The organism is Pseudomonas sp. NPDC088890, assembly GCF_044900155.1.
Classification (GTDB): Bacteria; Pseudomonadota; Gammaproteobacteria; order Pseudomonadales; family Pseudomonadaceae; genus Aquipseudomonas; species Aquipseudomonas urmiensis.
In genome coordinates, this window is sequence record NZ_JBJDNG010000001.1 from 875161 (window position 1) to 896435 (window position 21275).

The 21275-nt window shown below is 61.4% G+C and carries 19 protein-coding genes; 8 read left to right on the top strand and 11 right to left on the bottom strand.

The genetic code is table 11. The features are described from left to right. Positions 1 to 48: 48 nt before the first annotated feature. Together ACI2JX_RS03975 and ACI2JX_RS03980 are read right to left on the bottom strand one after the other, a co-directional pair. Positions 49 to 1293 carry a saccharopine dehydrogenase family protein gene (locus ACI2JX_RS03975; protein ID WP_186555139.1) on the bottom strand — a complete coding sequence of 415 codons (1245 nt, stop codon included), beginning with the start codon at positions 1291 to 1293 and terminating at the stop codon, positions 49 to 51. 32 nt (positions 1294 to 1325) lie between these two features. Further along, entirely contained in the window at positions 1326 to 2423 is a 1098-nt protein-coding gene (locus ACI2JX_RS03980) for a carboxynorspermidine decarboxylase (protein ID WP_186555140.1), read from the bottom strand. A 260-nt stretch (positions 2424 to 2683) separates the two neighbouring features. Here ACI2JX_RS03980 and ACI2JX_RS03985 point away from each other — a divergent pair, with 260 nt between their 5' ends. Beyond that, on the top strand, positions 2684 to 2956 hold the full coding sequence (locus tag ACI2JX_RS03985; RefSeq protein ID WP_404689431.1) for a PepSY domain-containing protein: 273 nt from the start codon (positions 2684 to 2686) through the stop codon (positions 2954 to 2956). 204 nt (positions 2957 to 3160) lie between these two features. Here the strand turns inward: ACI2JX_RS03985 and ACI2JX_RS03990 are convergent, their stop codons facing one another. The 3 genes from ACI2JX_RS03990 to ACI2JX_RS04000 all read right to left on the bottom strand — a co-directional run bounded on the left by ACI2JX_RS03990 (position 3161) and on the right by ACI2JX_RS04000 (position 6690). Beyond that, complete coding sequence (locus ACI2JX_RS03990; protein ID WP_404689432.1) at positions 3161 to 4081, bottom strand: pyridoxal-phosphate dependent enzyme; 921 nt, start codon at positions 4079 to 4081, stop codon at positions 3161 to 3163. Positions 4082 to 4097: 16 nt separating this feature from the next. Continuing rightward, positions 4098 to 4808 carry a transcriptional regulator gene (locus tag ACI2JX_RS03995; protein WP_404689433.1) on the bottom strand — a complete coding sequence of 237 codons (711 nt, stop codon included), beginning with the start codon at positions 4806 to 4808 and terminating at the stop codon, positions 4098 to 4100. A gap of 178 nt (positions 4809 to 4986) precedes the next feature. Continuing rightward, positions 4987 to 6690 carry an amidase gene (locus ACI2JX_RS04000; protein ID WP_404689434.1) on the bottom strand — a complete coding sequence of 568 codons (1704 nt, stop codon included), beginning with the start codon at positions 6688 to 6690 and terminating at the stop codon, positions 4987 to 4989. 263 nt (positions 6691 to 6953) lie between these two features. Here ACI2JX_RS04000 and ACI2JX_RS04005 point away from each other — a divergent pair, with 263 nt between their 5' ends. Further along, the gene (locus ACI2JX_RS04005) at positions 6954 to 8924 is read left to right on the top strand and encodes a BCCT family transporter (RefSeq protein WP_404689435.1); all 1971 of its coding nucleotides are present in this window, start codon (positions 6954 to 6956) and stop codon (positions 8922 to 8924) included. A 39-nt stretch (positions 8925 to 8963) separates the two neighbouring features. Here ACI2JX_RS04005 and yghU read toward each other — a convergent pair whose 3' ends face one another. Together yghU and ACI2JX_RS04015 are read right to left on the bottom strand one after the other, a co-directional pair. Continuing rightward, on the bottom strand, positions 8964 to 9803 hold the full coding sequence (gene yghU, locus ACI2JX_RS04010; RefSeq protein ID WP_404689436.1) for a glutathione-dependent disulfide-bond oxidoreductase: 840 nt from the start codon (positions 9801 to 9803) through the stop codon (positions 8964 to 8966). Positions 9804 to 10062: 259 nt separating this feature from the next. Beyond that, a complete protein-coding gene (locus tag ACI2JX_RS04015) occupies positions 10063 to 10968 on the bottom strand; it encodes an AraC family transcriptional regulator (protein WP_264233685.1) in 906 nt (301 codons plus the stop codon). A gap of 179 nt (positions 10969 to 11147) precedes the next feature. Here ACI2JX_RS04015 and ACI2JX_RS04020 point away from each other — a divergent pair, with 179 nt between their 5' ends. Then, on the top strand, positions 11148 to 12200 hold the full coding sequence (locus ACI2JX_RS04020; RefSeq protein ID WP_404689437.1) for an NAD(P)-dependent alcohol dehydrogenase: 1053 nt from the start codon (positions 11148 to 11150) through the stop codon (positions 12198 to 12200). Positions 12201 to 12289: 89 nt separating this feature from the next. On the opposite strand, the gene ACI2JX_RS04025 is transcribed toward ACI2JX_RS04020, so the two are convergent. Next, complete coding sequence (locus ACI2JX_RS04025) at positions 12290 to 13606, bottom strand: hypothetical protein (protein WP_368973178.1); 1317 nt, start codon at positions 13604 to 13606, stop codon at positions 12290 to 12292. A 200-nt stretch (positions 13607 to 13806) separates the two neighbouring features. Here ACI2JX_RS04025 and ACI2JX_RS04030 point away from each other — a divergent pair, with 200 nt between their 5' ends. Next, a complete protein-coding gene (locus ACI2JX_RS04030; RefSeq protein ID WP_368973177.1) occupies positions 13807 to 15012 on the top strand; it encodes a sugar transporter in 1206 nt (401 codons plus the stop codon). An 18-nt stretch (positions 15013 to 15030) separates the two neighbouring features. Here ACI2JX_RS04030 and ACI2JX_RS04035 read toward each other — a convergent pair whose 3' ends face one another. Both ACI2JX_RS04035 and ACI2JX_RS04040 read right to left on the bottom strand, forming a co-directional pair. After that, positions 15031 to 15615 (bottom strand): LysE family translocator, encoded by a 585-nt coding sequence (locus ACI2JX_RS04035; RefSeq protein ID WP_404689438.1) that lies wholly within the window; start codon positions 15613 to 15615, stop codon positions 15031 to 15033. 50 nt (positions 15616 to 15665) lie between these two features. Continuing rightward, positions 15666 to 16496 carry an AraC family ligand binding domain-containing protein gene (locus ACI2JX_RS04040; protein ID WP_404689439.1) on the bottom strand — a complete coding sequence of 277 codons (831 nt, stop codon included), beginning with the start codon at positions 16494 to 16496 and terminating at the stop codon, positions 15666 to 15668. A 172-nt stretch (positions 16497 to 16668) separates the two neighbouring features. Here ACI2JX_RS04040 and ACI2JX_RS04045 point away from each other — a divergent pair, with 172 nt between their 5' ends. After that, positions 16669 to 17124 (top strand): hypothetical protein, encoded by a 456-nt coding sequence (locus ACI2JX_RS04045; protein ID WP_404689440.1) that lies wholly within the window; start codon positions 16669 to 16671, stop codon positions 17122 to 17124. A gap of 101 nt (positions 17125 to 17225) precedes the next feature. Here the strand turns inward: ACI2JX_RS04045 and ACI2JX_RS04050 are convergent, their stop codons facing one another. Then, complete coding sequence (locus ACI2JX_RS04050; RefSeq protein ID WP_404689441.1) at positions 17226 to 19955, bottom strand: ATP-binding protein; 2730 nt, start codon at positions 19953 to 19955, stop codon at positions 17226 to 17228. A 70-nt stretch (positions 19956 to 20025) separates the two neighbouring features. Between ACI2JX_RS04050 and nfsB the strand changes: the two genes are divergently transcribed. The 3 genes from nfsB (at position 20026) to ACI2JX_RS04065 (ending at position 21215) form a co-directional block, all read left to right on the top strand. After that, positions 20026 to 20676, top strand: coding sequence for an oxygen-insensitive NAD(P)H nitroreductase (nfsB, locus tag ACI2JX_RS04055; RefSeq protein WP_404689442.1), 651 nt, complete (start codon positions 20026 to 20028; stop codon positions 20674 to 20676). Between the two features lie 105 nt (positions 20677 to 20781). Then, the gene (locus ACI2JX_RS04060; RefSeq protein ID WP_368973173.1) at positions 20782 to 20937 is read left to right on the top strand and encodes a hypothetical protein; all 156 of its coding nucleotides are present in this window, start codon (positions 20782 to 20784) and stop codon (positions 20935 to 20937) included. A 68-nt stretch (positions 20938 to 21005) separates the two neighbouring features. Beyond that, complete coding sequence (locus ACI2JX_RS04065) at positions 21006 to 21215, top strand: hypothetical protein (RefSeq protein ID WP_368973172.1); 210 nt, start codon at positions 21006 to 21008, stop codon at positions 21213 to 21215. Positions 21216 to 21275 lie beyond the last annotated feature (60 nt).

Sequence of the window (21275 nt, forward strand, 5' to 3'; positions counted from 1 at the left end):
AGGGACATGCAGAAGGGGCGCCATGATGGCGCCCCTTCAGTGTGCTGCTTAGGCTTGCGCGTCCCAAGGACGATCGCCTTTTTCATCTTTGACGCGGGTCGGCAGGCCCATCACGTCCAACGCCTTGAGGAACGGCTCAGCTGGCAGCTCCTCGACGTTGACCATGCGCTGCACGTCCCACTGACCGCGGGCGACCAGCAGCGCCGCCGCCACTGGCGGAACGCCGGCGGTGTAGGAGATACCTTGGCTGTCGGTCTCGGCGTAGGCTTCTTCGTGGTCAGCTACGTTGTAGATGAACACTTCGCGCGGCTGGCCATCCTTGGTGCCCTTGACCAGGTCACCGATGCAGGTCTTGCCGGTGTAGCCCGGGGCCAGCGAGGAGGGGTCAGGCAGCACGGCCTTGACCACTTTCAGGGGCACCACTTCCAGGCCTTCGGCGGTCTTGACCGGTTGCTCGGAGAGCAGGCCGAGGTTCTTCAGCACGGTGAACACATTGATGTAGTGCTCGCCGAAGCTCATCCAGAAACGCACGTTGGCAACGCCGAGGTTCTTCGACAGCGAGTGCACTTCGTCGTGACCGGTCAGGTACAGGTTCTGCGAACCTACTACCGGCAAGTCGTCAGTGCGCTTGACCTCGAACATGGTGTTGCTGGTCCATTGGCTGTTCTGCCAGCTCCAGACTTGACCGGTAAACTCGCGGAAGTTGATTTCCGGGTCGAAGTTGGTGGCGAAGTACTTGCCATGGGAACCGGCATTGACGTCGAGGATGTCGATCGAGTCGATCTGGTCGAAATACTGCTGCTGTGCCAATGCGGCATAGCTGTTCACCACACCCGGGTCGAAACCGACGCCGAGAATGGCGGTAATGTTCTTGTCTTGGCACTCTTCGAGGTGTTTCCACTCGTAGTTGCCGTACCAGGGCGGAGTCTCGCAGATCTTGCCCGGCTCTTCGTGAATGGCGGTGTCCAGGTAGGCGACACCGGTATCGATGCAGGCACGCAGCACCGACATGTTGAGGAAGGCGGAACCCACGTTGATCACGATCTGCGATTCGGTTTCGCGGATCAGCGCTTTGGTCGCCTCGACATCGAGTGCATTGAGCGAGAAGGCCTGGATGTCGGCGGGAACCTTGAGGCTACCCTTGGCCTTGACGCTGTCGATGATGGCCTGGCATTTGGAGATGTTCCGCGACGCAATGGCAATACGACCGAGTTCGTCGTTATGCTGCGCGCACTTGTGGGCCACCACCTTGGCGACACCTCCTGCACCAATGATAAGAACGTTCTTCTTCAATTTATCCCTTGCTCCTTACTAAATGGCCTGTCTTACGACAGGCTCGAAACGTAGTCTTCAAAACCGAACTCGCGCACCACTTCGACGCTGCCGTCGAGTTGCTTGACCACGATGGACGGCATCTTCAGACCGTTGAACCAGTTTTTCTTGACCATGGTGTAGCCGGCCGCGTCAACGAACGACAGGCGATCGCCGATGGCCAGCGGACGCTCGAACTGGTACTCGCCGAAGATGTCGCCGGCCAGGCACGATTTGCCGCAGACCATGTAGGTGTGCTCGCCATCATTGGGGGCCATCTTGGCGTCGAGGCGGTAGATCAGCAGGTCGAGCATGTGCGCTTCGATCGAGCTGTCGACCACGGCCAGGTTCTTGCCGTTGAACAGGGTGTCGAGCACGGTCACTTCGAGCGAGGCGCTCTGGGTGATGGCGGCTTCGCCCGGCTCCAGGTAGACCTGCACGCCGTATTTCTCGGAGAAGCCCTTCAGGCGCGCGCAGAACTCATCCAGCGCGTAGTCGGCGCCGGTGAAGTGGATGCCGCCGCCCAGGCTGACCCACTCGACCTTGTGCAGCAAATGGCCGAAGCGCTCTTCGATGTGCGCCAGCATCTTGTCGAACAGGCTGAAGTCGCCGTTCTCGCAGTTGTTGTGGAACATGAAGCCGGAGATCTGCCCGATGACCTTTTCGATCTTCTCCGGGTCCCACTCGCCGAGGCGGCTGAACGGCCGCGCGGGGTCGGCCAGCAGGTAGTCGGAGCTGCTCACCTGCGGGTTGACGCGCAAGCCGCGGACCTTGCCTTCGGACTGCTCGGCAAAGCGCTGCAGCTGGCCGATCGAGTTGAAGATGATCTTGTCGCAGTTGACCAGCATGTCTTCGATTTCATCGTCGGCCCAGGCCACGCTGTAGGCGTGGGTTTCGCCGGCGAACTTTTCGCGGCCGAGCTTGAGCTCGTAGAGCGAGGACGAAGTGGTGCCGTCCATGTACTGCTGCATCAGGTCGAACACCGACCAGGTGGCGAAGCACTTAAGTGCCAGCAAGGCCTTGGCCCCGGAGTTTTCGCGCACGTAGGCGATCTTCTCCAGGTTGCCCAGCAGCTTCTGTTTGTCGATGAGGTAATACGGCGTCTTGATCATTTAAAGGCCCCCGGCCAGGCCGGCCAAAAAAAGGACACGCATTGTGCCTTCCCGCGCCGCATATCGAAAGGGTCGAAGACGCATTTCGTCTGAGTTGCGTAACACATTGCTACTGCGGTGCCAGCATTGGAGCACAGCAATGTGACCATCCTAATCGTGGCACCTGTCTGAGCCGTGAGAATCCGACCGGTGCAAAGAATGAACCTTCGTCGAAAATCTCCAGTCGCACCTTGTACCTTCACGCAAAAAGGACGTTCACGATGAAAGCACTGACACGACTGTTCAAAGGCCTCGCATTGGTTGGCGCACTCGGCGCGAGTGCGGCTTGGGCTGACCAGCCTGGCGCTGACTGGAAGGTCACCAAGGATCAGGCCGAAGCCAGCCTCAAGGCTGCTGGCTATACCCAGATCACCAAGATCGAGGCCGACGACGGCCATTGGGAAGGTGAGGGCATGAAGGCCGATGGCATGAAGTATGAATTCCATGTCGACCCACACACCGGCAAGATCACCAAGGATGAGATGGATCACTAAACACCCGCTGGCGGCTAACCGATTGTGCGGTGGTGTTGTTTTGCCCGTGCCTGGCACGGGCTTTTTTTGCCTGGGCAAGCCCGCTCCCATAGGCTTAGCCATAGCGTTTATGGCCGGCGTTGAGTCAGAGCAATACAACCTTCAAGTCCACGCGGACCCTGTAGGAGCGGGCTTGCCCGCGAAGACGCCAGTGCAGCCATGACATCACTCAGGACACGCCGCCAACCACGCCTGGATCTGTTCCAAGGTAGCGGTAGCACCGCCACACACCACGACCATCACCTGCTTATAGTTGGCCAAAGCTTGAGCGTTATAGGCCAACGCCAGCGCCGCCCCACAGGCGGGCTCTACCAGCAGCCGGTGATCGAGCAAGAACCGCTCGCAGGCTTGCAGCGCTTCGCGGTCACTGACCAGATGACTCTCGACCGGGTGAGTGCGTAGGCACTCCATCGCCTGTTCCGCTACACGTTTGGCGCCAAGGGAGGTAGCCACCGACGCGATCCGCTGCAGCTCTACCGTGTGCCCAGCCTGCGCGGCAGCATGTAAAGAGCCAGCACCTTGAGTTTCCACCGCCAGCACCGGCACATCCTGCCAGCCATTGCGCTTGAGCCCCTCGACGACGCCGCTGAGCAACCCCCCGCCGCCGACCGACAACACCAGCGCATCGGGCTTGAAGCCCGCCTCGGCAACTTCGTCGATCATGCTTGCGTGGCCGGCCCACAACAGTGGATCGTCGAACGGATGGATGAAGGCGTCGTTCGGCCCGATCAAGGTTTGCGCCAGTTCGTTGGCTTCCTGCCAGGAGCCGCCATGTACCACCACTTTGGCATCCTCCAGGCGCAGCAGCTCCTTGGCGCGTTCGGTGGTGGTTTCCGGCACCACCACGGTCACCGGCACGCCCAGCAGACGCCCGGCATAGGCCACTGCCAGGCCAGCGTTGCCGCCTGAGGACGAGACAAAGTGGCGCGCGCCACGAGCGTGGTGGACTTCGCAGGCGTGGCCAACCCCGCGCAGCTTGAACGAGCCGCAAGGCTGCAAGGCATCGAGCTTGAGCCAGACAGAGCGGCCAGCAGCCAGCGACAGGGGGCGTGATTCGATCAGCGGGGTGTGGATGTGCAAGGGCATGGCGGTCTCCGTGAAGTCAGTCGTCACGAGCAGCGGACGAGGTTTCGCCACGCAATTGCTCAAGGTAGTTGTAAACGGTGTAGCGGGTCACACCGAGCGCTGCGGCGGCTTTTTCCACGCCGCCTTTGACGATGAACAGACCGCGCTCCTGCATCACCCGCACGGCCTCGACTTTGGCCTGTTTGTTCATCCGGCCGTGACCGCAAGACTGCAGCGCGTTGGCAATGATCTCGGCCATCAGCACGCTCATATCGGCTGGGTCGTCGACTGGCAGGGGCGTGCTCAAGACCTGATCTGCGCCCAATGGCTGCAGTTGCCGGAGGAACTCAAGGGCGGCATCCAGGCCACTGTGGTCGACATTGACGCACAGGCTGGCGAACGGATGCCCCTCGCTGTCGCGCAGGATAGCGGTGGCGCTGCGCAGGCTGCGGCCTTTGAGCGTGGTGGGATAATCAGGCAGGACCACCGGCTCGCAGCCTGGCGTGTGCGCGGCGCGCATCAGCGCCTGAAAGCCTTGATCCTGTTCGGGTGCGGCGAGAATCGGGCTGCCGACGACGCGTCCGGAAAGGTGGCCGTTGACGATTGCCACCACCGATTGCTCGGGTTGGTCGAGGTCGTGCAGGAGGATCTCCATGTTGCGCCCGGCAACGCTGCCGATCGCGGCGATAGCAGCCTTGAGGGTGGACAGGACCAGTTGGCGTTCGCGTTGGAGGTGAGTAACGGACATAATTTATTCAACAAAATGTTATTTTTATACAGTTTGTTGAATTTTGAGGAGTGAGTCAACGAGGCTAACAGTACCGGCCTTATCGCGGGCAAGCCCGCTCCTACAGGTACCCCACCAGCCTGAAGAGCGGTGGAGACCCTGTGGGAGCGGGCTTGCCCGCGAAAAGAGCGACGCGATATCAGCCCAGCGCAGGCGTGCGCGGCGGCACGATACGACGTGAGCCAGTCGACTCGAAGGCGGCGGCGAAGCTCAGCAGGGCCGAGTCATCATAAGCCCGGCCGGCAAAGGTCAGCCCCACGGGCATGCCGATATCAGCCATCACGCCCATCGGCACGGTGACCGTAGGCACGCCCAAGTGACGGATCGCCAGGTTGCCGTTGGCCACCCAGATGCCGTTGCTCCAGGCGATGTCCGCCGACGCAGGATTGACGTCGGCATCCGCAGGGCCCACGTCGGCCACGGTGGGGAACAGCACGGCGTGCAGGCCGAGGTTGTCCATCCAGTCTTCTAGGTCGAGCTTGCGGGTCTGCTCCAGGCCGCGCAGACCGTCCGGGACGGTCGCGATCTGATCCCAGCTTTTCAGGCCGCGCTTGGCCATGTTGACGTACTCGTCCATGCCGGCGGCCAAGTCATCTTCGCGGTTGGGCAGGGTGCCGGGGTCGTGGGGGAAGATCTTCGACCCATCGACATCAGCCAGGCGGTTGAGCTTGGGATCATCGTTTGCCCGCAGGAAATCGTCGAAGGCCCAACCGGACAGCTCCCACAGCTCGTCGTGGAGGAACGCCTTGGAAACGATGCCACGGTTGTACACGGTCGGTGCACCGGGGCGGTCGCCTTCGCAGTTGGAGACCAGCGGGAAGTCCACCTCGACCACTTCTGCGCCAGCGGCCTCAAGGGCCAGGCGCGCTTGCTGCCAGAGGTCGATGACGCTGGCGCGGGTGTTGATACGCTGGCCGGTCGGGCCGCCGATACCCGGTTTTTCCGAGGTCCCGGCCAGTTCATCGGCATTGATGTACATGCGCGGCACACCGAAACGCTTGCCCTTGAGCGAGCTGGCATCGACCGCCAGGTCAAGGTAGGAAGCCGGGCGAACCGAGGACGCCGCAGGGATTGGCACCCAAGGTTGCAGGCGCCACAGGTCGCCGCGTGGGTCGGCATCGTCGGCCACCACGACATCGAGGATCTCCAGCAGATCGCTCATGGTCCGCGCATACGGCACCACCACATCCATGGTCGGCGTCAGCGGCCAGTTGCCGCGCACCGAGATCACCCCGCGCGACGGGGTATAGGCGCACAGGCCGTTGTTCGAAGCAGGGCCACGACCGCTGGACCAGGTTTCTTCAGCCAGGCCGAAGGCCGAGAAACTGGCGGCGGTAGCGGTGCCGGCACCGTTGGACGAGCCGGAGGCGAACGGCGCGGTAAGATAGGCGGCGTTGTACGGGCTTTCGGCGCGGCCATAGACGCCACGCTGCATGCCGCCGTTGGCCATCGGCGGCATATTGGTCTTGCCCAGGCAGATGGCGCCGGCCGCGCGCAGGCGCTCGATGGTGAAGGCGTCGCGCTGGGCGACCAGCTCGGCGAATGCCGGGCTACCGGAGGCTGCGGTCAGGCCTTTGACCAGGTAGCTGTCCTTGGCCGTGTAGGGAATGCCATCGAGCGGGCCAAGGCTTTCACCCCGGGCGCGCCGGGCGTCGGAGGCCTCGGCCTCCTTGAGTGCTTCAGGGTTGCGTACCACCACCGCATTCAGCGCGGTGGCGGTGTCGGCGCCGTCGTAGGCGTCGATGCGGGCCAGGTAGGCCTTGACGAGTTCGACTGCCGTGGTACGGCCAGTCGTGAGCGCGTCGCGCAGCTCGGCAATGGAAACCTCGGTTACCTCGATCATGCTGTCACCAAAATGTACAGGTGGGGGCTAGTGAGGCGAGTGTACAAGAAGCCCACAGCCGACGCAGGCTTGCGCGGGGGAAAAGCATTTTTGCAGCGCGGCAGTCTTGCTTGCGAACCCTGTCAGGTAAACGCGTTCGGAGAGTAGGTAGAAAGCCTCACACCTGGCTTTTTTCCTACAGACTAAGTCGGTAATTCTCATCAGGATTTACCCTTGTTTGTGAATAAAGTGCGCATGAAGCGCCCCGTTGGAGCCTGCCATCGATGTCGATACCGCCAGACAAAATCCCCAAATCCACGATCAACCCTCCGGTTTTCTGGGTTTCCGCCGTCCTGTTGCTGCTGCTGGTGCTGTATGCCAGCGTGTTTCAATCCCATGCCCAGAACCTGTTCGCCCAGGTCCAAGGGTGGATCATCGGCAATGTCAGCTGGTTCTACATCCTGGCGGTGGCGGTGATTCTCGGCACGGTGGTGTTCCTCGGCATCAGCCGCTATGGCGATATCAAGCTTGGGCCCGACCACAGCACCCCCGATTACAGCAGCACCACCTGGTTCGCCATGCTGTTTTCTGCCGGCATGGGCATCGGCTTGATGTTCTTTGGCGTGGCCGAGCCGGTCATGCACTTTCTCAATCCGCCGATGGGCGAGGGCGGTACGGTGCAGGCCGCCGGCGAAGCCATGCGCATCACCTTCTTCCACTGGGGCCTGCATGCCTGGGCGATCTATGCCATCGTGGCGTTGATCCTGGCCTACTTCAGCTACCGCCAGGGTTTGCCGCTGACCTTGCGTTCGGCGCTGTACCCGCTGATTGGTGAACGCATCTACGGGCCGATCGGTCATGCCGTGGACATCTTCGCCATCATCGGCACGGTGTTTGGCGTGGCCACTTCGCTGGGCTTTGGCGTGGCGCAGATCAACACCGGGCTCAATGCGTTGTTCGGCGTGCCGGTGTCGACACCGATCCAGATCGGGCTGATCATCGGTACTACCTTACTCGCCACCTTGTCGGTGATGTCGGGGCTGGACAAGGGCATTCGCCGGCTTTCCGAGCTCAACCTGGGCCTGGCGGTGCTGCTGTTGCTGATGGTGATGCTGCTGGGGCCGACTGTGCTGATCTTGCAGACCTTCGTACAGAACACCGGCAGCTACCTGGGCGAGATCGTCACCCGCACGCTCAACCTGTATGCCTACCAGCCGACGGACTGGATCGGCGGCTGGACCCTGTTCTACTGGGGCTGGTGGCTGGCCTGGTCGCCCTTCGTCGGGCTGTTCATCGCGCGCATCTCCCGCGGCCGCACGATCCGCGAATTCGTCACCGGCGTGCTGCTGGTGCCGACCGCATTCACCCTGCTGTGGATGACGGTGTTCGGCAATACCGCGATCCATATGATCCTCAACGAGGGGCTGAACGACTTGGCCATGGCGGTGAACAAGGACACCTCGCTGGCGTTGTTCGCCTTCCTTGAGCACTTTCCGTTCGCCAGTGTGATCAGCACCCTGGCAGTGATCATGGTGGTGGTGTTCTTTGTCACCTCCGCCGACACCGGGGCGATGGTGGTCGACATGCTCGCCTCGGGCGGTCAGGAGAATACGCCGATTCGCCAGCGAATCTTCTGGGCGTCGAGCATGGGCCTGGTGGCGATCGCACTGCTGCTTGCCGATGGCCTGAAGGCGTTGCAGACAGCGACCATCGCCAGTGCCTTGCCGTTCACCATCGCCTTGCTGTGCAGCACCCGTGGCTTGCTCAAGGCGCTCAAGCTCGATGCGACCAAGCGCAACTTGCGCTATCAGGCACTGGCTATCTCGCCGACCGCTTCACGTGCTGCCGGTAACTGGCAGCGGCGCCTGCGCACGCTGGCGATGTTCCCGCGTCGTGCGCATGTCTCGCGCTTCATTACCGAAGTCGGATTGCCGGCCTGTGAAGCGGTGGCCGAAGAATGGCGGCGCCAGGGCTATGAGTGCAGCGTGGAGGAGGGTGAGGAGGGCAGTGTGACGCTCAAGGTCGGCCCGAGTGACGATACCTTCGTCTACCAGATTCGTCCGCAGGCCTATGCCATGCCCAGCTTCGTCAGCAGCGATGCGCCGGGCGATGAGCGCAAGTACTTCCGCGCCGAAGTCCACCTGCGCGAGGGCGGTCAGGATCATGATGTGATGGGCTGGTCGAAGGACGAAGTGATCGGGGACATTCTCGATCACTTCGAACGGCATATGCATTTCCTGCATCTGGTGGGCTAACGCGCTGGGTGGGGCCGCTGTCTGGCGGCCCCCCGTGGGTCAATCCAGATCCGCTGCCGAATGCCGCTCTGGCACCTGGCTCGCTTCATCACCCCAGGTGCGATTGACCCGGGTGCCACGCTGCACCGCGGGGCGTTGGGCGATTTCTTCGGCCCAGCGCTGCACATTAGGGTATTCCTGCACCGCGAGAAACTCGGCGGCGTCATACAAGTTGCCGCGTACCAGCTGGCCATACCACGGCCACACGGCGATGTCGGCGATGCTGTATTCATCGCCACCCAGGTAGCGGCTCTCGGCCAGGCGTCGGTCGAGCACGTCCAATTGCCGTTTGGCTTCCATGGTGAAGCGGTTGATGGCGTATTCGATCTTCTCCGGCGCATACACATAGAAGTGGCCGAAACCACCGCCCAGGTAGGGCGCGGCGCCCATCTGCCAGAACAGCCAGTTCAGCGTTTCGGTACGCGCGGCAGGCGCCTTGGGCAGAAACGCGCCGAACTTCTCGGCCAGGTAAACCAGGATCGAACCAGACTCGAACACGCGGATGGCAGGCTCGACACTGCGATCGAGCAGGGCAGGGATCTTGGAGTTGGGGTTGACCTCGACGAAGCCGCTGGAGAACTGCTCGCCGTCGCCGATGCGGATCAGCCAAGCATCGTATTCAGCCCCGCTGTGCCCCAGTGCCAGCAGCTCTTCGAGCAAGATGGTGGCTTTGACGCCATTGGGCGTTGCCAGCGAATACAGCTGCAAGGGCTGCTTACCTACCGGTAGCGCTTTGTCATGGGTGGCGCCGGCAACCGGGCGGTTGATGCTGGCGAACTGACCGCCGGAGGCTGCGTCGTTGCGCCAGACCTTGGGCGGGACGTAGGGGGATTTGCTCATGCACGAAACTCCTCGATGGCGCAAAGCGGACATGTAAAGGCAGACCCGCATCTATGCCACGGGTTCGCGGCAAAGGGCAAATGCATTGGTTGCATGGCTTGGTATGTCCACTAAAGGTCTTGCTATGGGGCCGCTTTGCGGCCCTTCGCGGGCAAGCCCGCTCCTACAGGTACTACGCAGAACATCAGGCTGGAGTGAACCCTGGGGGATTGGGGCCGCCTGCGCTGCGAAGGGCTACAACGCGACCCCCATTGGCTACTTAGACCGGAAGGCTCTGGTAAGGCTGCGCATCGCCCGGGCTGTGGGCAAACTGGCGCTTGTACTCGCGGCTGAACTGCGAGGTGCTCTGGTACCCCACCCGGTGCGCGGTCTGTGCCACGCCCAGGCCTTCGCCGATCAGCATTTGCTGGGCCTTGAGCAGGCGCAAGCGTTTGAGGTACTGCATCGGCGCCATGTCGGTGCAGCGCTTGAAGTGCTCATGGAAGGTCGACACGCTCATGTTGGCGCAACTGGCCAACGCCTCCACGCTCAACGGCTCGGCGTAGTGCTCGCGCAGGTAAGCCAGCGCAGCGCCAATCCGGGCGAAATGCCCCTGCTGTTCGACCAGCGCCCGCAACACCCCAGCCTGTGGGCCGCGCAAGGCGGTATAGAGCACCTCGCGCACCCGTGCCGGCCCCAGCACCTTGGCGTCCAGTGGATCCTGCAGGCACTGTAGCAAGCGCTCGACGCTCTCGCGCATCGGCGCGTCCAGTGCTGCCGAGGTCATCGACTGGGGCGTCTGCGCCTCGACCGCGGCATCGGCGGCAAGGCCCATGTTCTGCACCAACTCGCTGAGCATGCCACGATCGATATCGACGGCCACTCCTAGTAACGGCGCCTCAGCGGTAGCGAAGGTCTCGCACATGAACGGCACCGACAGCGCCTGCACCAAGTAATGTCCGGCGCCGTACTCCAGGGTGCGTGGCCCCAGGCGCGCCAGCTTGCTGCCCTGGGCCAGGATCATCAGGCTGGGCTCGTAGAGCTGCGGGCTGCTGGCCACGTAATGATCCCAACTCAATACCTGCACCTGGGGCAAGTGAGTCGGTACAAAGCCTGGGCGCGTGGCCAGGCTACGGATCAGGGCGCAAAGCGGGGCATTGGCGTCGACGTGGCGAGTGAGCTGCATGATGGACCAGGGCAGAGGATCAGACACTGGCATCTTCGCAGATTGCAGCGCCAGCGCCAGATGCTTACAGCCAGGTTCGGAGAATCAGGCATGCATGCCGGAGAATCTGCTGTGGGCGAAGCGGCTTTTGGCGAACAAAATGCGCCGCCTGAATCGTTTCACTTTTTGCGAGGTCCTGCATGTATACCGCCATCGGTTACGCCGCCCAAACCCCAACCAGCCCGCTGGCCCCCATGACCTTCGAGCGCCGCAGCCCGCGTGCCGATGACGTCGCCATCGAGATCCTCTACTGCGGTGTGTGCCACTCTGACATCCACCAGGCGCGCAACGAGTGGGGCATTGCCGTATACCCACTGATGCCAGGCCATGAGATCGTCGGTCGGGTCACTGCGGTCGGTGCCAAGGTCACTCAGCACAAGGTCGGCGACCTGGTGGGCGTAGGCTGCATGGTCGACTCCTGCCGGCATTGCGAGGCCTGCGCCAAGGACCTGGAGCAGTACTGCCTGGAAGGTCCGACCATGACCTATGCCACCCCTGATCGGGTCGACGGCAGCAACACCATGGGTGGCTATTCCAACAGCATCGTGGTCAGCGAGCACTTCGTGTTGCGCATTCCACAGGGCCTGGACCTGGCCAGCGCGGCGCCGATCCTGTGCGCCGGTATCACCACCTACTCGCCGCTCAAGCACCATGGCGTCGGCCCTGGGCAAAAGGTTGGCATTCTCGGGATGGGCGGCCTGGGCCACATGGGCATCAAGTTCGCCAAGGCGCTGGGCGCTGAAGTGACACTGTTCACCCGGTCGGCGGCAAAGGCCGAAGAAGCCCGTCGCCAGGGCGCCGATCACGTGATCGTGTCCACTGACCCGGAGCAGATGCGCGCTGCGGCGGGGCGTTTTGACTTCTTGCTCGACACCATTCCGGTACAACACGATCTCAACCCCTACCTGGAAACGCTGACCTTCGATGGCGTGCACATCCTGGTCGGCTTGATCGAGCCGGTCGAGCCACCGCTGCATGCGGCCAATCTGGTGATGAAGCGCCGGGTGCTGGCGGGTTCGCTGATTGGCGGTATCGCCGAGACTCAGGAAGTCCTGGATTTCTGCGCCGAGCATGGCATCAGCTGCGATATCGAGATGCTCGATATCCGCAACATCAACCAGGCCTATGAGCGGATGATCGTTGGCGATGTGAAGTATCGCTTCGTGATCGACATGGCCACGCTCAAGGCCTGATGGCGTCGGCCCCGGCCTCATCGCGGGACCGCTCCTACCCGATCGCTTTAGGAGCGGGCTTGCCCCGCGATGAGGCCGGGGCAAACTGGCTACCAGGCCAGCGGCTTGTCCAGCCCCTTCCAGAACAACCAGCGGCGCACCTCGGCATGCTCGCCGGTGCCGATCTGCCAGTCAGGCCGGCCACTGTCCAGGGCGATCAGCGAGATGAAGCCGGCGTAGCTGGCGGCCACCAGGGTGCGCCCATCGGCACTGATATCCATCGCGCAGAGGGTCGAGCCCAGGTGATGCTGCCAGTGCTCACGACCATCCTCGCCAAAGGCCCGCAGGTAACCATGCGCATCGCCGACGATGTATTCGTGCTCGCGTGCTACGCCGGCGTAGATCCGCGCGCCCTCGTGCAACAGTGGGGTACGCGGGTCGTCGCTGTAGTGCTCGGTGTCCAGCCCAGGCAGGTCGGCAGTGCGCACCCCGAGGGTGGCGCCGTTGTAGAAGTGGCAGGCGTTGAGCAGCACCTGATCGCCGCGCTGGTTGAACAGGGCGAAGTGCGGGTATTCGCTCACCGGGCCGATCTCGGCGAGCAGCCGCAGCTGTTGGTCCAGGATCCGGTGGCGGCCGCACTGTTCGCCGATGGCGATCAGGCTGCCGTCGGCGGACAGGGCGCCGTGCTCCATGCTCAGTCCCAGGTTGATGTCGTCAGGGTCGATGCCTTGAGCCAGGTCTTCCAGGATCGCTTGCTCATCGGGCAGTAGCCGGGTGGCGCCAGTGGCGGCCAGCACGAACACGCCTTCGCTGCTGACCAGCAGCAGCCGTTGGCCATCGGGGAATGGCGTGATCGCGGTCGGCGTTGGCGGCAGGTCGAACGGCTCGAACGGATAGCCGGCAGGCAACCCCTCCAGGCCATTAGGCCAGGCAAACCGGGCGACCTGTGGCCCGCCCCAGCCATCGGTGACGCGGATACCTTCAGCGTTGGCCAGGGCAAAGTAGCGGCGTTGTGGGCACCGGCCGAAATGCTCGACACCGATCACCGGGGTCACGCTGTAGCCATCGATGCGCACCACCTGGCCGCGCTCGAACGGCGTGCCAATGCGTGCCAGCAGGCTGCCGTCATCAAGCAGCAGCACATTGGCGATAGCCTGACCGTGTTGCTCGAGCAAGGGCAGCAGCGGCTGGTGCGCCGGCGGCCAGGCCTGGCGAAACGCCTGGCGCTGGGCGTCACTGACGCCGGGTTGGTTAATCGCTTGCAAGGCTGCCTGCCAGGCGGGGAGCAGATGTTCGGTGGGCGGCGCTTGCGGCTCTTGGAGATCGTCCCAGCCTTGCGCCTGCCCTTGGCTGACGAAGCGATTGATGGCCTGGGCATAGCTACTGACCGCCTGTTGCCATTGCTGCTGGGGGTGTTGCTTATCCATGGGCGGATCGGACTCCTTGTTCCGCGGTCTATCAGAAGCGCGCATGGTACTCCGGTTGCGCTGCGGTTGTGAGGCCCAGGCTTGACGCGTACCATGCCGGGCATCCTTCCAATAATTTTTGTCCACACCCGCCAGAGGGCCGACTCGCTGGCTGGCGGGGGTGTCGTCGTCTTTTTTCTTTGGAGCTACACGCCACTTCCATGAATGGTCCCATCCCTACATCCATGCCCGCACCGGTGGGCGGCGGCAGTTGGCTGAGCGTGATCGCGCTGGCCCTGGCGGCGTTCATCTTCAACACCACCGAGTTCGTCCCGGTGGCGCTGCTCAGTGACATCGGCCGCAGCTTCGACATGACCACCGCCCAGGTCGGCCTGATGCTGACCATCTATGCCTGGGTGGTCGCCCTGGCGTCGCTGCCGATGATGTTGCTGACGCGCAACGTCGAGCGGCGCCGGTTACTGTTGTTCGTGTTTTTGGTGTTCATCCTCAGCCACTTGTTGTCGTGGCTGTCGCAGAGCTTTGCCATGCTGCTGGTCAGCCGGATCGGCATCGCCTTGGCCCATGCGGTGTTCTGGGCGATCACCGCCTCTCTGGCGGTGCGCGTGGCACCTCCAGGGCAGCAGGCCAAGGCCCTGGGCTTGCTGGCCACCGGCACCACGCTGGCGATGGTGCTCGGTATCCCCTTGGGGCGCGTGGTAGGTGAGGCGCTGGGTTGGCGGGTGACCTTCCTGAGCATTGCTGGAGTGGCGCTGGCGACCATGCTTTGCCTGATGAAGTCGCTGCCGCTGCTGCCGAGCCAGAACTCTGGGTCGCTGCGCAGCTTGCCGATCCTGTTCAAGCGCCCGGCGCTGGTGATTACCTACCTGCTGGTCACCCTGGTGATCACTGCGCAGTTCACCGCCTACAGCTACATCGAGCCGTTCGCCCTGCATGTGGCGCAGATCGGCGGTGAGCGCACCACCTTGTTGCTGTTGTTGTTCGGCGGCGCCGGTGTATTGGGTTCGGTGCTGTTCAGCCGCTATAGCGATCGCTTCCCGCATGGCTTTCTGGTCGGCTCGATCGGCTGCCTGGCGGCATGCCTGCTGTTGCTGTTGCCGCTGTCGGGCACCTTCACAGCGTTCGCTGTGCTGAGCATGGTCTGGGGCGTGGCGATTCTGAGCTTCAGCCTGTCGCTGCAGTCAAAAACCTTGAAGCTCGCATCTGATGCCACCGATGTGGCCATGGCGCTGTTCTCCGGCATCTACAACATCGGCATCGGCGGCGGGGCATTGCTGGGCAGTATCGTCAGCAGCCAGATGGGTGTGGCCAATATCGGTCTGGTCGGCGGCAGTGTTGCCTTGGTTGGGCTGGTGCTGGCCGTGGCCAGCACCACGCTGTTTCGCCAGGCAGTGCCAGCGCCACACTGAGAGAGTCGGCTTTCTTGCTCAGGCCAACAGCGCCGACCACGCCGAGACGATCAGCAACCACGCCAGCAGCTGATTGAACCGCCGCAGCCGCTGCGGTGACTGCAACCAGCGGGCGCTGCCGACCCCGAGCAGCGCCCAGGCAGTCATGCACGGCAGGGCGATGATCAGAAAGATCAGCGCCAATTGCCACACCGGCTGTCCAGGCGCGGCAAACACGCCGATGATCGCGATTGCCATCATCCATACCTTGGGGTTGATCAACTGCAAGGTGGCCGCGCTCACTGCCCCAAAGCGTGCCCGCTGGGTACCGTGCAAAGGCGCAGCGGCGCTGCGCAGCAACTGCCAGCCGAGCCAACTCAGCCAAAGCACTCCCAGCCAACTCATCAGCTGCTGCGCGACGGGGTGCTGCAACAGCACTTCGGCCAAGCCCAAGCCCACTACCCAGACCATCCCCGCTGCAGCCAGGCAGCCGCTGAGGATCGGCGCCACGCTGGCGCGCAGGCCGCGCTGGGCGCCGTGGGCGAGGATCAGCAGATTGGTCGGCCCCGGGCTGATACTGGCGACCAGGGCGAACAGAACAAAGGGCAACAGCGACTGCGCCATGACGGGGTACTCCACACAATTGGAGCACCATGCTCGCCGCTGGCGGCGGATCAGTCTGGAACGATTGAGCAGCGGCGGCGGTAGTCTGCCGGGGTCAATTGATACGCCCGCCGAAACCAGCGCCCCAGGTGACTCTGGTCGGCAAAGCCCAGGGCGCTGGCCACCTCGGCGGGCGTTTGGCCTTGCGCCAGCAGGCGGCGGGCGCGGGCGACCCGCAGCTGGATCAGGTAGGCATGCGGGGCCAGGCCAAAGGCGGCCTTGAACGCCCGGGTCAGGCGGAAGCGGTCCACGCCACAGGTGCGCGCCAGGTCATCCAGGCCGATGTCCTGGTCCAGATGCGCATGCAGATAGTCACGGGCCACCTGCGCGGTCAGCGGCAGGCGCGGGTCGGGGTTGAGCCGTTTGCGCCAGTGCAGATGCTGGGTGAGGCAGGCGAGCAGGTCGTCCATGGCGGTTTGCCGAACGATGCGCAGCTCTTTGCCGTGCATGGCCTTGAACGCTCGCAAGGTAGCCCCCGTCAGGCGTTCGTCGCGGCACAGCGTATCGGCGAAACTGGGCAGGCCATCGGCAGGCGCGTGCTCGAACAGGGCGCGCACTTCGGCCTCCATCCAGTTGGGGTCCAGATACAGCGTCGAATAGGTGAAACCGTCCTCGGTGGGGGCCTGGCCATCGTGGATTTCGCCAGGCTCGAGCAAGAACACCTGGCCCGGCGTACTGCGATGGCGGGCGCGGCGGCAGTGGAACTGCTGCACGCCTTGTTCGGTCACGCCCACCAGGTAGCTGTCGTGCCAGTGCGGGTCGTAGGCATGGCCGATGAAATGCGCCCGTACCGACTCGATGCCGGTATCGACGTCTTGGGCAAGGTCGATCCAGTTGCTCATGGCCATGGCCGCTTGTGAGGAGCCTGCAACCTTATCGCAGAACCGCTGCGCAGGTTTAGAACGAATGTGCAGCGCTTTGCGAACCGCAGTATATTTGCGCCCCCAGGAAACGGGGGTAGCGCTGTAAGGGCGCGATTGCGCCTTAGCGGCATCAAGAGGAAGGGAGTGGGAAGTGAGCCTGAAAGACGATCTGGTTCTTGAAAAGTACAAGTATGTCTTGTCGCAGAAACAGGCACTGAATGAAGCGACGTTCAAGATCATAACGGTGTATCAGGCCTTGGTGCTGGCGCTGTTTGCTGGACAGTTCGCGGTGGTGATGGCTACCAAGGATAAGCTGCCGGTCGAATCAGGACTTTACGCATCTTGGGTGCTGTTGGCGCTGTTCGTCATGATCTCCCTGCTGGTGCTGGCGTTGCTGGTGGGCGGGGTGTTTTCCTGGTTGAGCTATCGACAGGACGAGTCGGAATTGGCGTCGAAGTACAAAGTCGCGGTAGCGGCCAAGAAGCCGGTGGCGTGGGCAGATGTGCTGCGCTGGTATGAGACCTACCTGGTGCTGTTCGTGGTGGGGTTTGGTGGCTTGACTGTGTATGGATTCGTCAAGTACATCCCGGCGATTTTTGCGATTTAGTAGGTTACTCAAGTACTTCTGAAATCCAGGCCGTGAAGCGAAATGGGCTTCACGGCCGTATTAGGTTTAGAAAGGGCAATGTTCTACCTACCGGCGACGGGTCATTTTTTTCGATAAACTATGCAGTTCCTGATGATGTCATGCCCAAAGACGGTAGCAACTTTGTATTTCTCATTTTTGCTCGCGGTAAATTTTCCCCAGGATTGCGTGATAGCGTATTCAATTATTTCGACCGTGGATCTGGGTTGGCGTGGTTCGCTGAGTTCTGATAAGTCCAGCCAGTGCACGGGTAGTGCGCCTTCTGTTTCAATTACAAAATCTTGGGGAATGTATTTTTCATAGAATTTTTTAGCTGAAACGTCGTCGTGGTCTTCAGGATCGATGCGGCCTACATGGAGTGCAATTGTTTCGGTTTTAGCGCAGAGGGTTAGAAAATCTACATACGATATGTCGCTTCCGCTGACGGCTCCGATTTTGATTTTTTCTTTATCAACTCCAAGTCGGGCCAAGATGGCGAACTGCTCAAGGTCTAATGTGCTTAATGATGAGTATTCATCTATGTGGTCATTCACCCACTTGTGGAACTCTTGCGCGGTGAGTGCGGGCGTCGCTGTGTTTCTCGCCAAATCATCTTGTTGAAAGGTGTTCAATATGCCCAGTAGGCCTGGGATAGTGCCAGTCAGGATGCCACGATATACCCCGGCAGATGTTAAACCATCGGGCCGATAGTAGGGTGATAAGTCTAGTCCAATGCGGCCGATAATCTCGCCGGCGGTATTTTTGATGAATTTAAGCGGCGTGTAATTTTCGATGCAAGGACTCACGTCAACCAAGCCAGGATTGACTCTGCTGAGGAGGGTTATTTCGTCAAGCTCTAGCCAGTCGTTTGCCCGTACTGCTCGGGTTCGAGAACCTTGAAATTTACAATATAAATGTATATCGAGCGAAGGTGCCAAACTTGCGCATTTATCCGCTAAGGTAAGCGTTACGCTTTTGTTGTAGTTAATTTTCGAGGTGAGCAGTCGTTTAAGTTCTCCTGAGCGTAACAACACTGAAACCCGTGTTCCATGGCGATGTAGTCTTTCATCTTCGTGCGGTGCTCTCAATGTGGGTCTGGCGTGATGGTCATTAGCAAAATCCAGCACCCATTGGCAACTCTCGTTATCTTTAACCTCATACCGACGCGTGGTTAGGAGTATACGTGACCCAAGCATGAACACCGAAAAGAAACCAATACCGAATCTGCCAACCGCCTCGAAGTCGCTGGTGATCAGGCGTTGCCATTCGCCGCGCAACTCTGCGCTTTTCCACAAAGACTTACCGAAGTCGAGTAGGACCTCGGTAAGTACATAGCGACTCATCCCTATCCCCGTGTCTGTGACATGCAGCCAGTCACCCTCGGCAGTGGATTGCACGCAGACTTCAATCTCACCTTCTTCCTCGCCAAGCCCGCCCAGGCTGCGGCACGCGTTGACCGCATCCCTGGCGTTCTGGATCAGCTCCCTAAGGGCGGCAGAGGGATCGTCGCCATAAAGCCGCTGCCCACCGAACTGCTCCACGATCTTGCTGATGTTGCTGATCTTCAGGCTGGTATCGATCGGGTGCCAGCCGGTAGTGGGGACGTTTACGGCAAAGCTCTCTGTGCTGTGGAGGTGGGCCACGGACCGCACCGCAAACAGCGGTCGATTGTAGTCGAGCTGCAGGCGTTCGCTGGCGCGCAGTTCGCTGTCGATCATCTTGGCCGCGTCAAAGGCCAGCCACCAGGCGGTTTGTTCCTCGAGCGGGAAGGGCGACCCTGACAGGCACAACTCTTTGCGTTGAGGATCCGCATCGCGCTTGACGCTATTTAGGCGGGACTGGAACCGCCAGTGCTCAAGGGACAGCCCAGTGGGCCTGGTTAGTGCCTGAAGAAAACGCGGCGCGCGCTGCGCATCGATGTGTGCGGCATCTGCCGTTCTGAGGATCAGCGCGAGTTTGAGCACATCGACTGTCCACAACGCCGGTTGCAGGCAAGCTGCTGGGGTAATTTTCTGAGGGTGCAACAACTCAAGTTGATGAGGATGATGCCAGTGGCTTTCGGCGACCAAACCGATCACGTCGCCATAGGCCCTGCGCAGCTCAGCATTAGGCAGCAGGAACAACGCGCTATCGTCCCCGGCAATCGTCCAGCTTTTGTGCGCCAAGCTGCGCGCTTGCTTGGGATGCAAGGCGCGCAGCACTTCGAACAGTACTTTCTGAAATTCAGGGCTGCCTCGCTGCAGGGTTGCCGGATCGATTTTCAACGTATTGCAATAGACCGCCCATTCCGGCAACGAGACGATCTCCTCAACACCTCCCGGATACGCGGCTACGCAATGCGCTGCGTCATGCAGCAGAAACGCGCCACCCAGCACGAACGCCTCGGCAGGATTGAGCGGATAGTCAGGCCCGGTAATTTCCGACGCGGTCAGCCACAGGGCATCGATGTGAGTGATGTCATGCACGGTCAAGGACGGCATGTCCTTGTGGATATGGCTTACCAGCGTAGCTACATTTTTTCGAAACTCCGTGAACGCTTCGATTAGGCGATTTCGTTGCCTGTCGAGGCCGTCGTCCTGAGGTGCGAAGGCTGTTTTCCATAGTTCAGAAAGCTGGTAATTCTCCACGCGACGTCCTTGCTTAAGCTGGCGAAACCGCCCTGAAGGAGAGGCTGTGGCGGTCATACAAAAAGGCTGGATCTTAATGCCGATGTGGCACTTTGTCATTAGCTCGGGAAATGCTTGAACTGGCGTGCGCGGGGTTGCAGGGGGGAGCGCAGCATTTTCACTCCCACGACGAAAGTGTTGTTGCATGGCGAAGGTTTTTCTTTCTCAAGGGCGAGATAAGATGCCCGCCAGTTTCGATCACTACAGGAGCTTTTCGATGGACACCGTGACCCTGGCCAAACGCCGCTACACCACCAAAGCCTACGACGCCGCCCGCAAGATCCCCCAGGCGACCGTCGATACCTTGCTTGAGCAACTGCGCCACAGCCCTTCGTCGGTCAATTCGCAGCCGTGGCACTTCATCGTTGCCGACAGTGATGAAGGCAAGGCGCGTATCGCCAAGAGCACCGAGGCGTTCGCCTACAACACGGCGAAAATCCTCAACGCTTCGCACGTGATCGTCTTCGCCACCCGTACCGAAATGCCTGATGCGCATCTGCAGGCAGTGCTGGAACAGGAGGCGCAAGATGGCCGCTTCCGTGACGATCAGGCCCGCGCAGGGCAAGATCAAAGCCGCCGTTTCTACGTCAATCTGCACCGTTTCGATCAAAAGGACGTGCAGCACTGGATGGAAAAGCAGACGTACCTGGCGCTGGGCACGGCGCTGCTCGGTGCCGCCGCGCTGAATATCGACGCTACGCCAATAGAAGGTTTCGACAGCAAGGCGCTGGATGCAGAGTTGGGCCTGCGTGAACGGGGCTTCACCAGCGTCGTGCTGTTGTGCCTGGGCTACCGCAGCCCGGAAGACTTCAACGCCGGTCTGAACAAGTCGCGCCTGCCCGCCTCGACGGTGTTCACCTTCCTCTGAAGGCCAAGGTGATGGCACTGTGCAGTTAGGACACCCGCCCTAGATTCAAAGGCAGGGAGGGGAGCAATAATCGGGGCGTTTCATTGACCACAAGGAGTGTTGATCATGACTAGCCCTGATGCGTTCAGCCATGACGCATTGCGTGACTTGAGTGAAGAGGAAACCGAGCTGATCAGCGGCGGTGCCGGCCAACCGGAAATTGTCCGCGGGCCGCCGCCGCAGTTTCCCGAATGGCCTGAGCTGTTCGGCGACAGCTATTGATTGGCGACGTGCCTGGCCTCGGCTGATTCAGCCTCGGCCTGCCTCATCTACTTCAAGGAGCGTTATTTATGCCTTCTGTACATGCACAAACCCCGCGCGAGTTGAGCGGCGAGGAGCTGGATCAGGTCGCGGGTGGTTCGGATGCGACCATCATGCCGGTATTTCCGCCGGTGAGCAGGCCGATCTGCGGTGGGCCGGACGTGCCACCGCCGCATCTACCGCGCTATCCCGATGTGCCACCGCCCAATGATATTCGTGGCCCAACCCTGGGGCTTTGACAACAACGCCAGAACACCTGTCCAGGTTCATGCACAGCATGCACATGAACTTGGACAGGC

Excerpts from the sequence above, each read along its gene's own strand:
- ACI2JX_RS04020 (WP_404689437.1), top strand. The coding sequence starts at position 11,148 with ATGTATACCGCCATCGGTTACGCCGCCCAAACCCCAACCAGCCCGCTG.
- nfsB (WP_404689442.1), top strand. The coding sequence starts at position 20,026 with ATGGACACCGTGACCCTGGCCAAACGCCGCTACACCACCAAAGCCTAC.
- ACI2JX_RS03990 (WP_404689432.1), bottom strand. The coding sequence starts at position 4,081 with ATGCCCTTGCACATCCACACCCCGCTGATCGAATCACGCCCCCTGTCG.
- ACI2JX_RS03980 (WP_186555140.1), bottom strand. The coding sequence starts at position 2,423 with ATGATCAAGACGCCGTATTACCTCATCGACAAACAGAAGCTGCTGGGC.
- ACI2JX_RS04040 (WP_404689439.1), bottom strand. The coding sequence starts at position 16,496 with ATGAGCAACTGGATCGACCTTGCCCAAGACGTCGATACCGGCATCGAG.
- ACI2JX_RS03995 (WP_404689433.1), bottom strand. The coding sequence starts at position 4,808 with ATGTCCGTTACTCACCTCCAACGCGAACGCCAACTGGTCCTGTCCACC.
- ACI2JX_RS04005 (WP_404689435.1), top strand. The coding sequence starts at position 6,954 with ATGTCGATACCGCCAGACAAAATCCCCAAATCCACGATCAACCCTCCG.
- ACI2JX_RS04035 (WP_404689438.1), bottom strand. The coding sequence starts at position 15,615 with ATGGCGCAGTCGCTGTTGCCCTTTGTTCTGTTCGCCCTGGTCGCCAGT.
- ACI2JX_RS04050 (WP_404689441.1), bottom strand. The coding sequence starts at position 19,955 with ATGCAACAACACTTTCGTCGTGGGAGTGAAAATGCTGCGCTCCCCCCT.
- ACI2JX_RS03985 (WP_404689431.1), top strand. The coding sequence starts at position 2,684 with ATGAAAGCACTGACACGACTGTTCAAAGGCCTCGCATTGGTTGGCGCA.
- yghU (WP_404689436.1), bottom strand. The coding sequence starts at position 9,803 with ATGAGCAAATCCCCCTACGTCCCGCCCAAGGTCTGGCGCAACGACGCA.
- ACI2JX_RS04060 (WP_368973173.1), top strand. The coding sequence starts at position 20,782 with ATGACTAGCCCTGATGCGTTCAGCCATGACGCATTGCGTGACTTGAGT.
- ACI2JX_RS04025 (WP_368973178.1), bottom strand. The coding sequence starts at position 13,606 with ATGGATAAGCAACACCCCCAGCAGCAATGGCAACAGGCGGTCAGTAGC.
- ACI2JX_RS04000 (WP_404689434.1), bottom strand. The coding sequence starts at position 6,690 with ATGATCGAGGTAACCGAGGTTTCCATTGCCGAGCTGCGCGACGCGCTC.
- ACI2JX_RS04065 (WP_368973172.1), top strand. The coding sequence starts at position 21,006 with ATGCCTTCTGTACATGCACAAACCCCGCGCGAGTTGAGCGGCGAGGAG.
- ACI2JX_RS04015 (WP_264233685.1), bottom strand. The coding sequence starts at position 10,968 with ATGCAGCTCACTCGCCACGTCGACGCCAATGCCCCGCTTTGCGCCCTG.
- ACI2JX_RS04030 (WP_368973177.1), top strand. The coding sequence starts at position 13,807 with ATGAATGGTCCCATCCCTACATCCATGCCCGCACCGGTGGGCGGCGGC.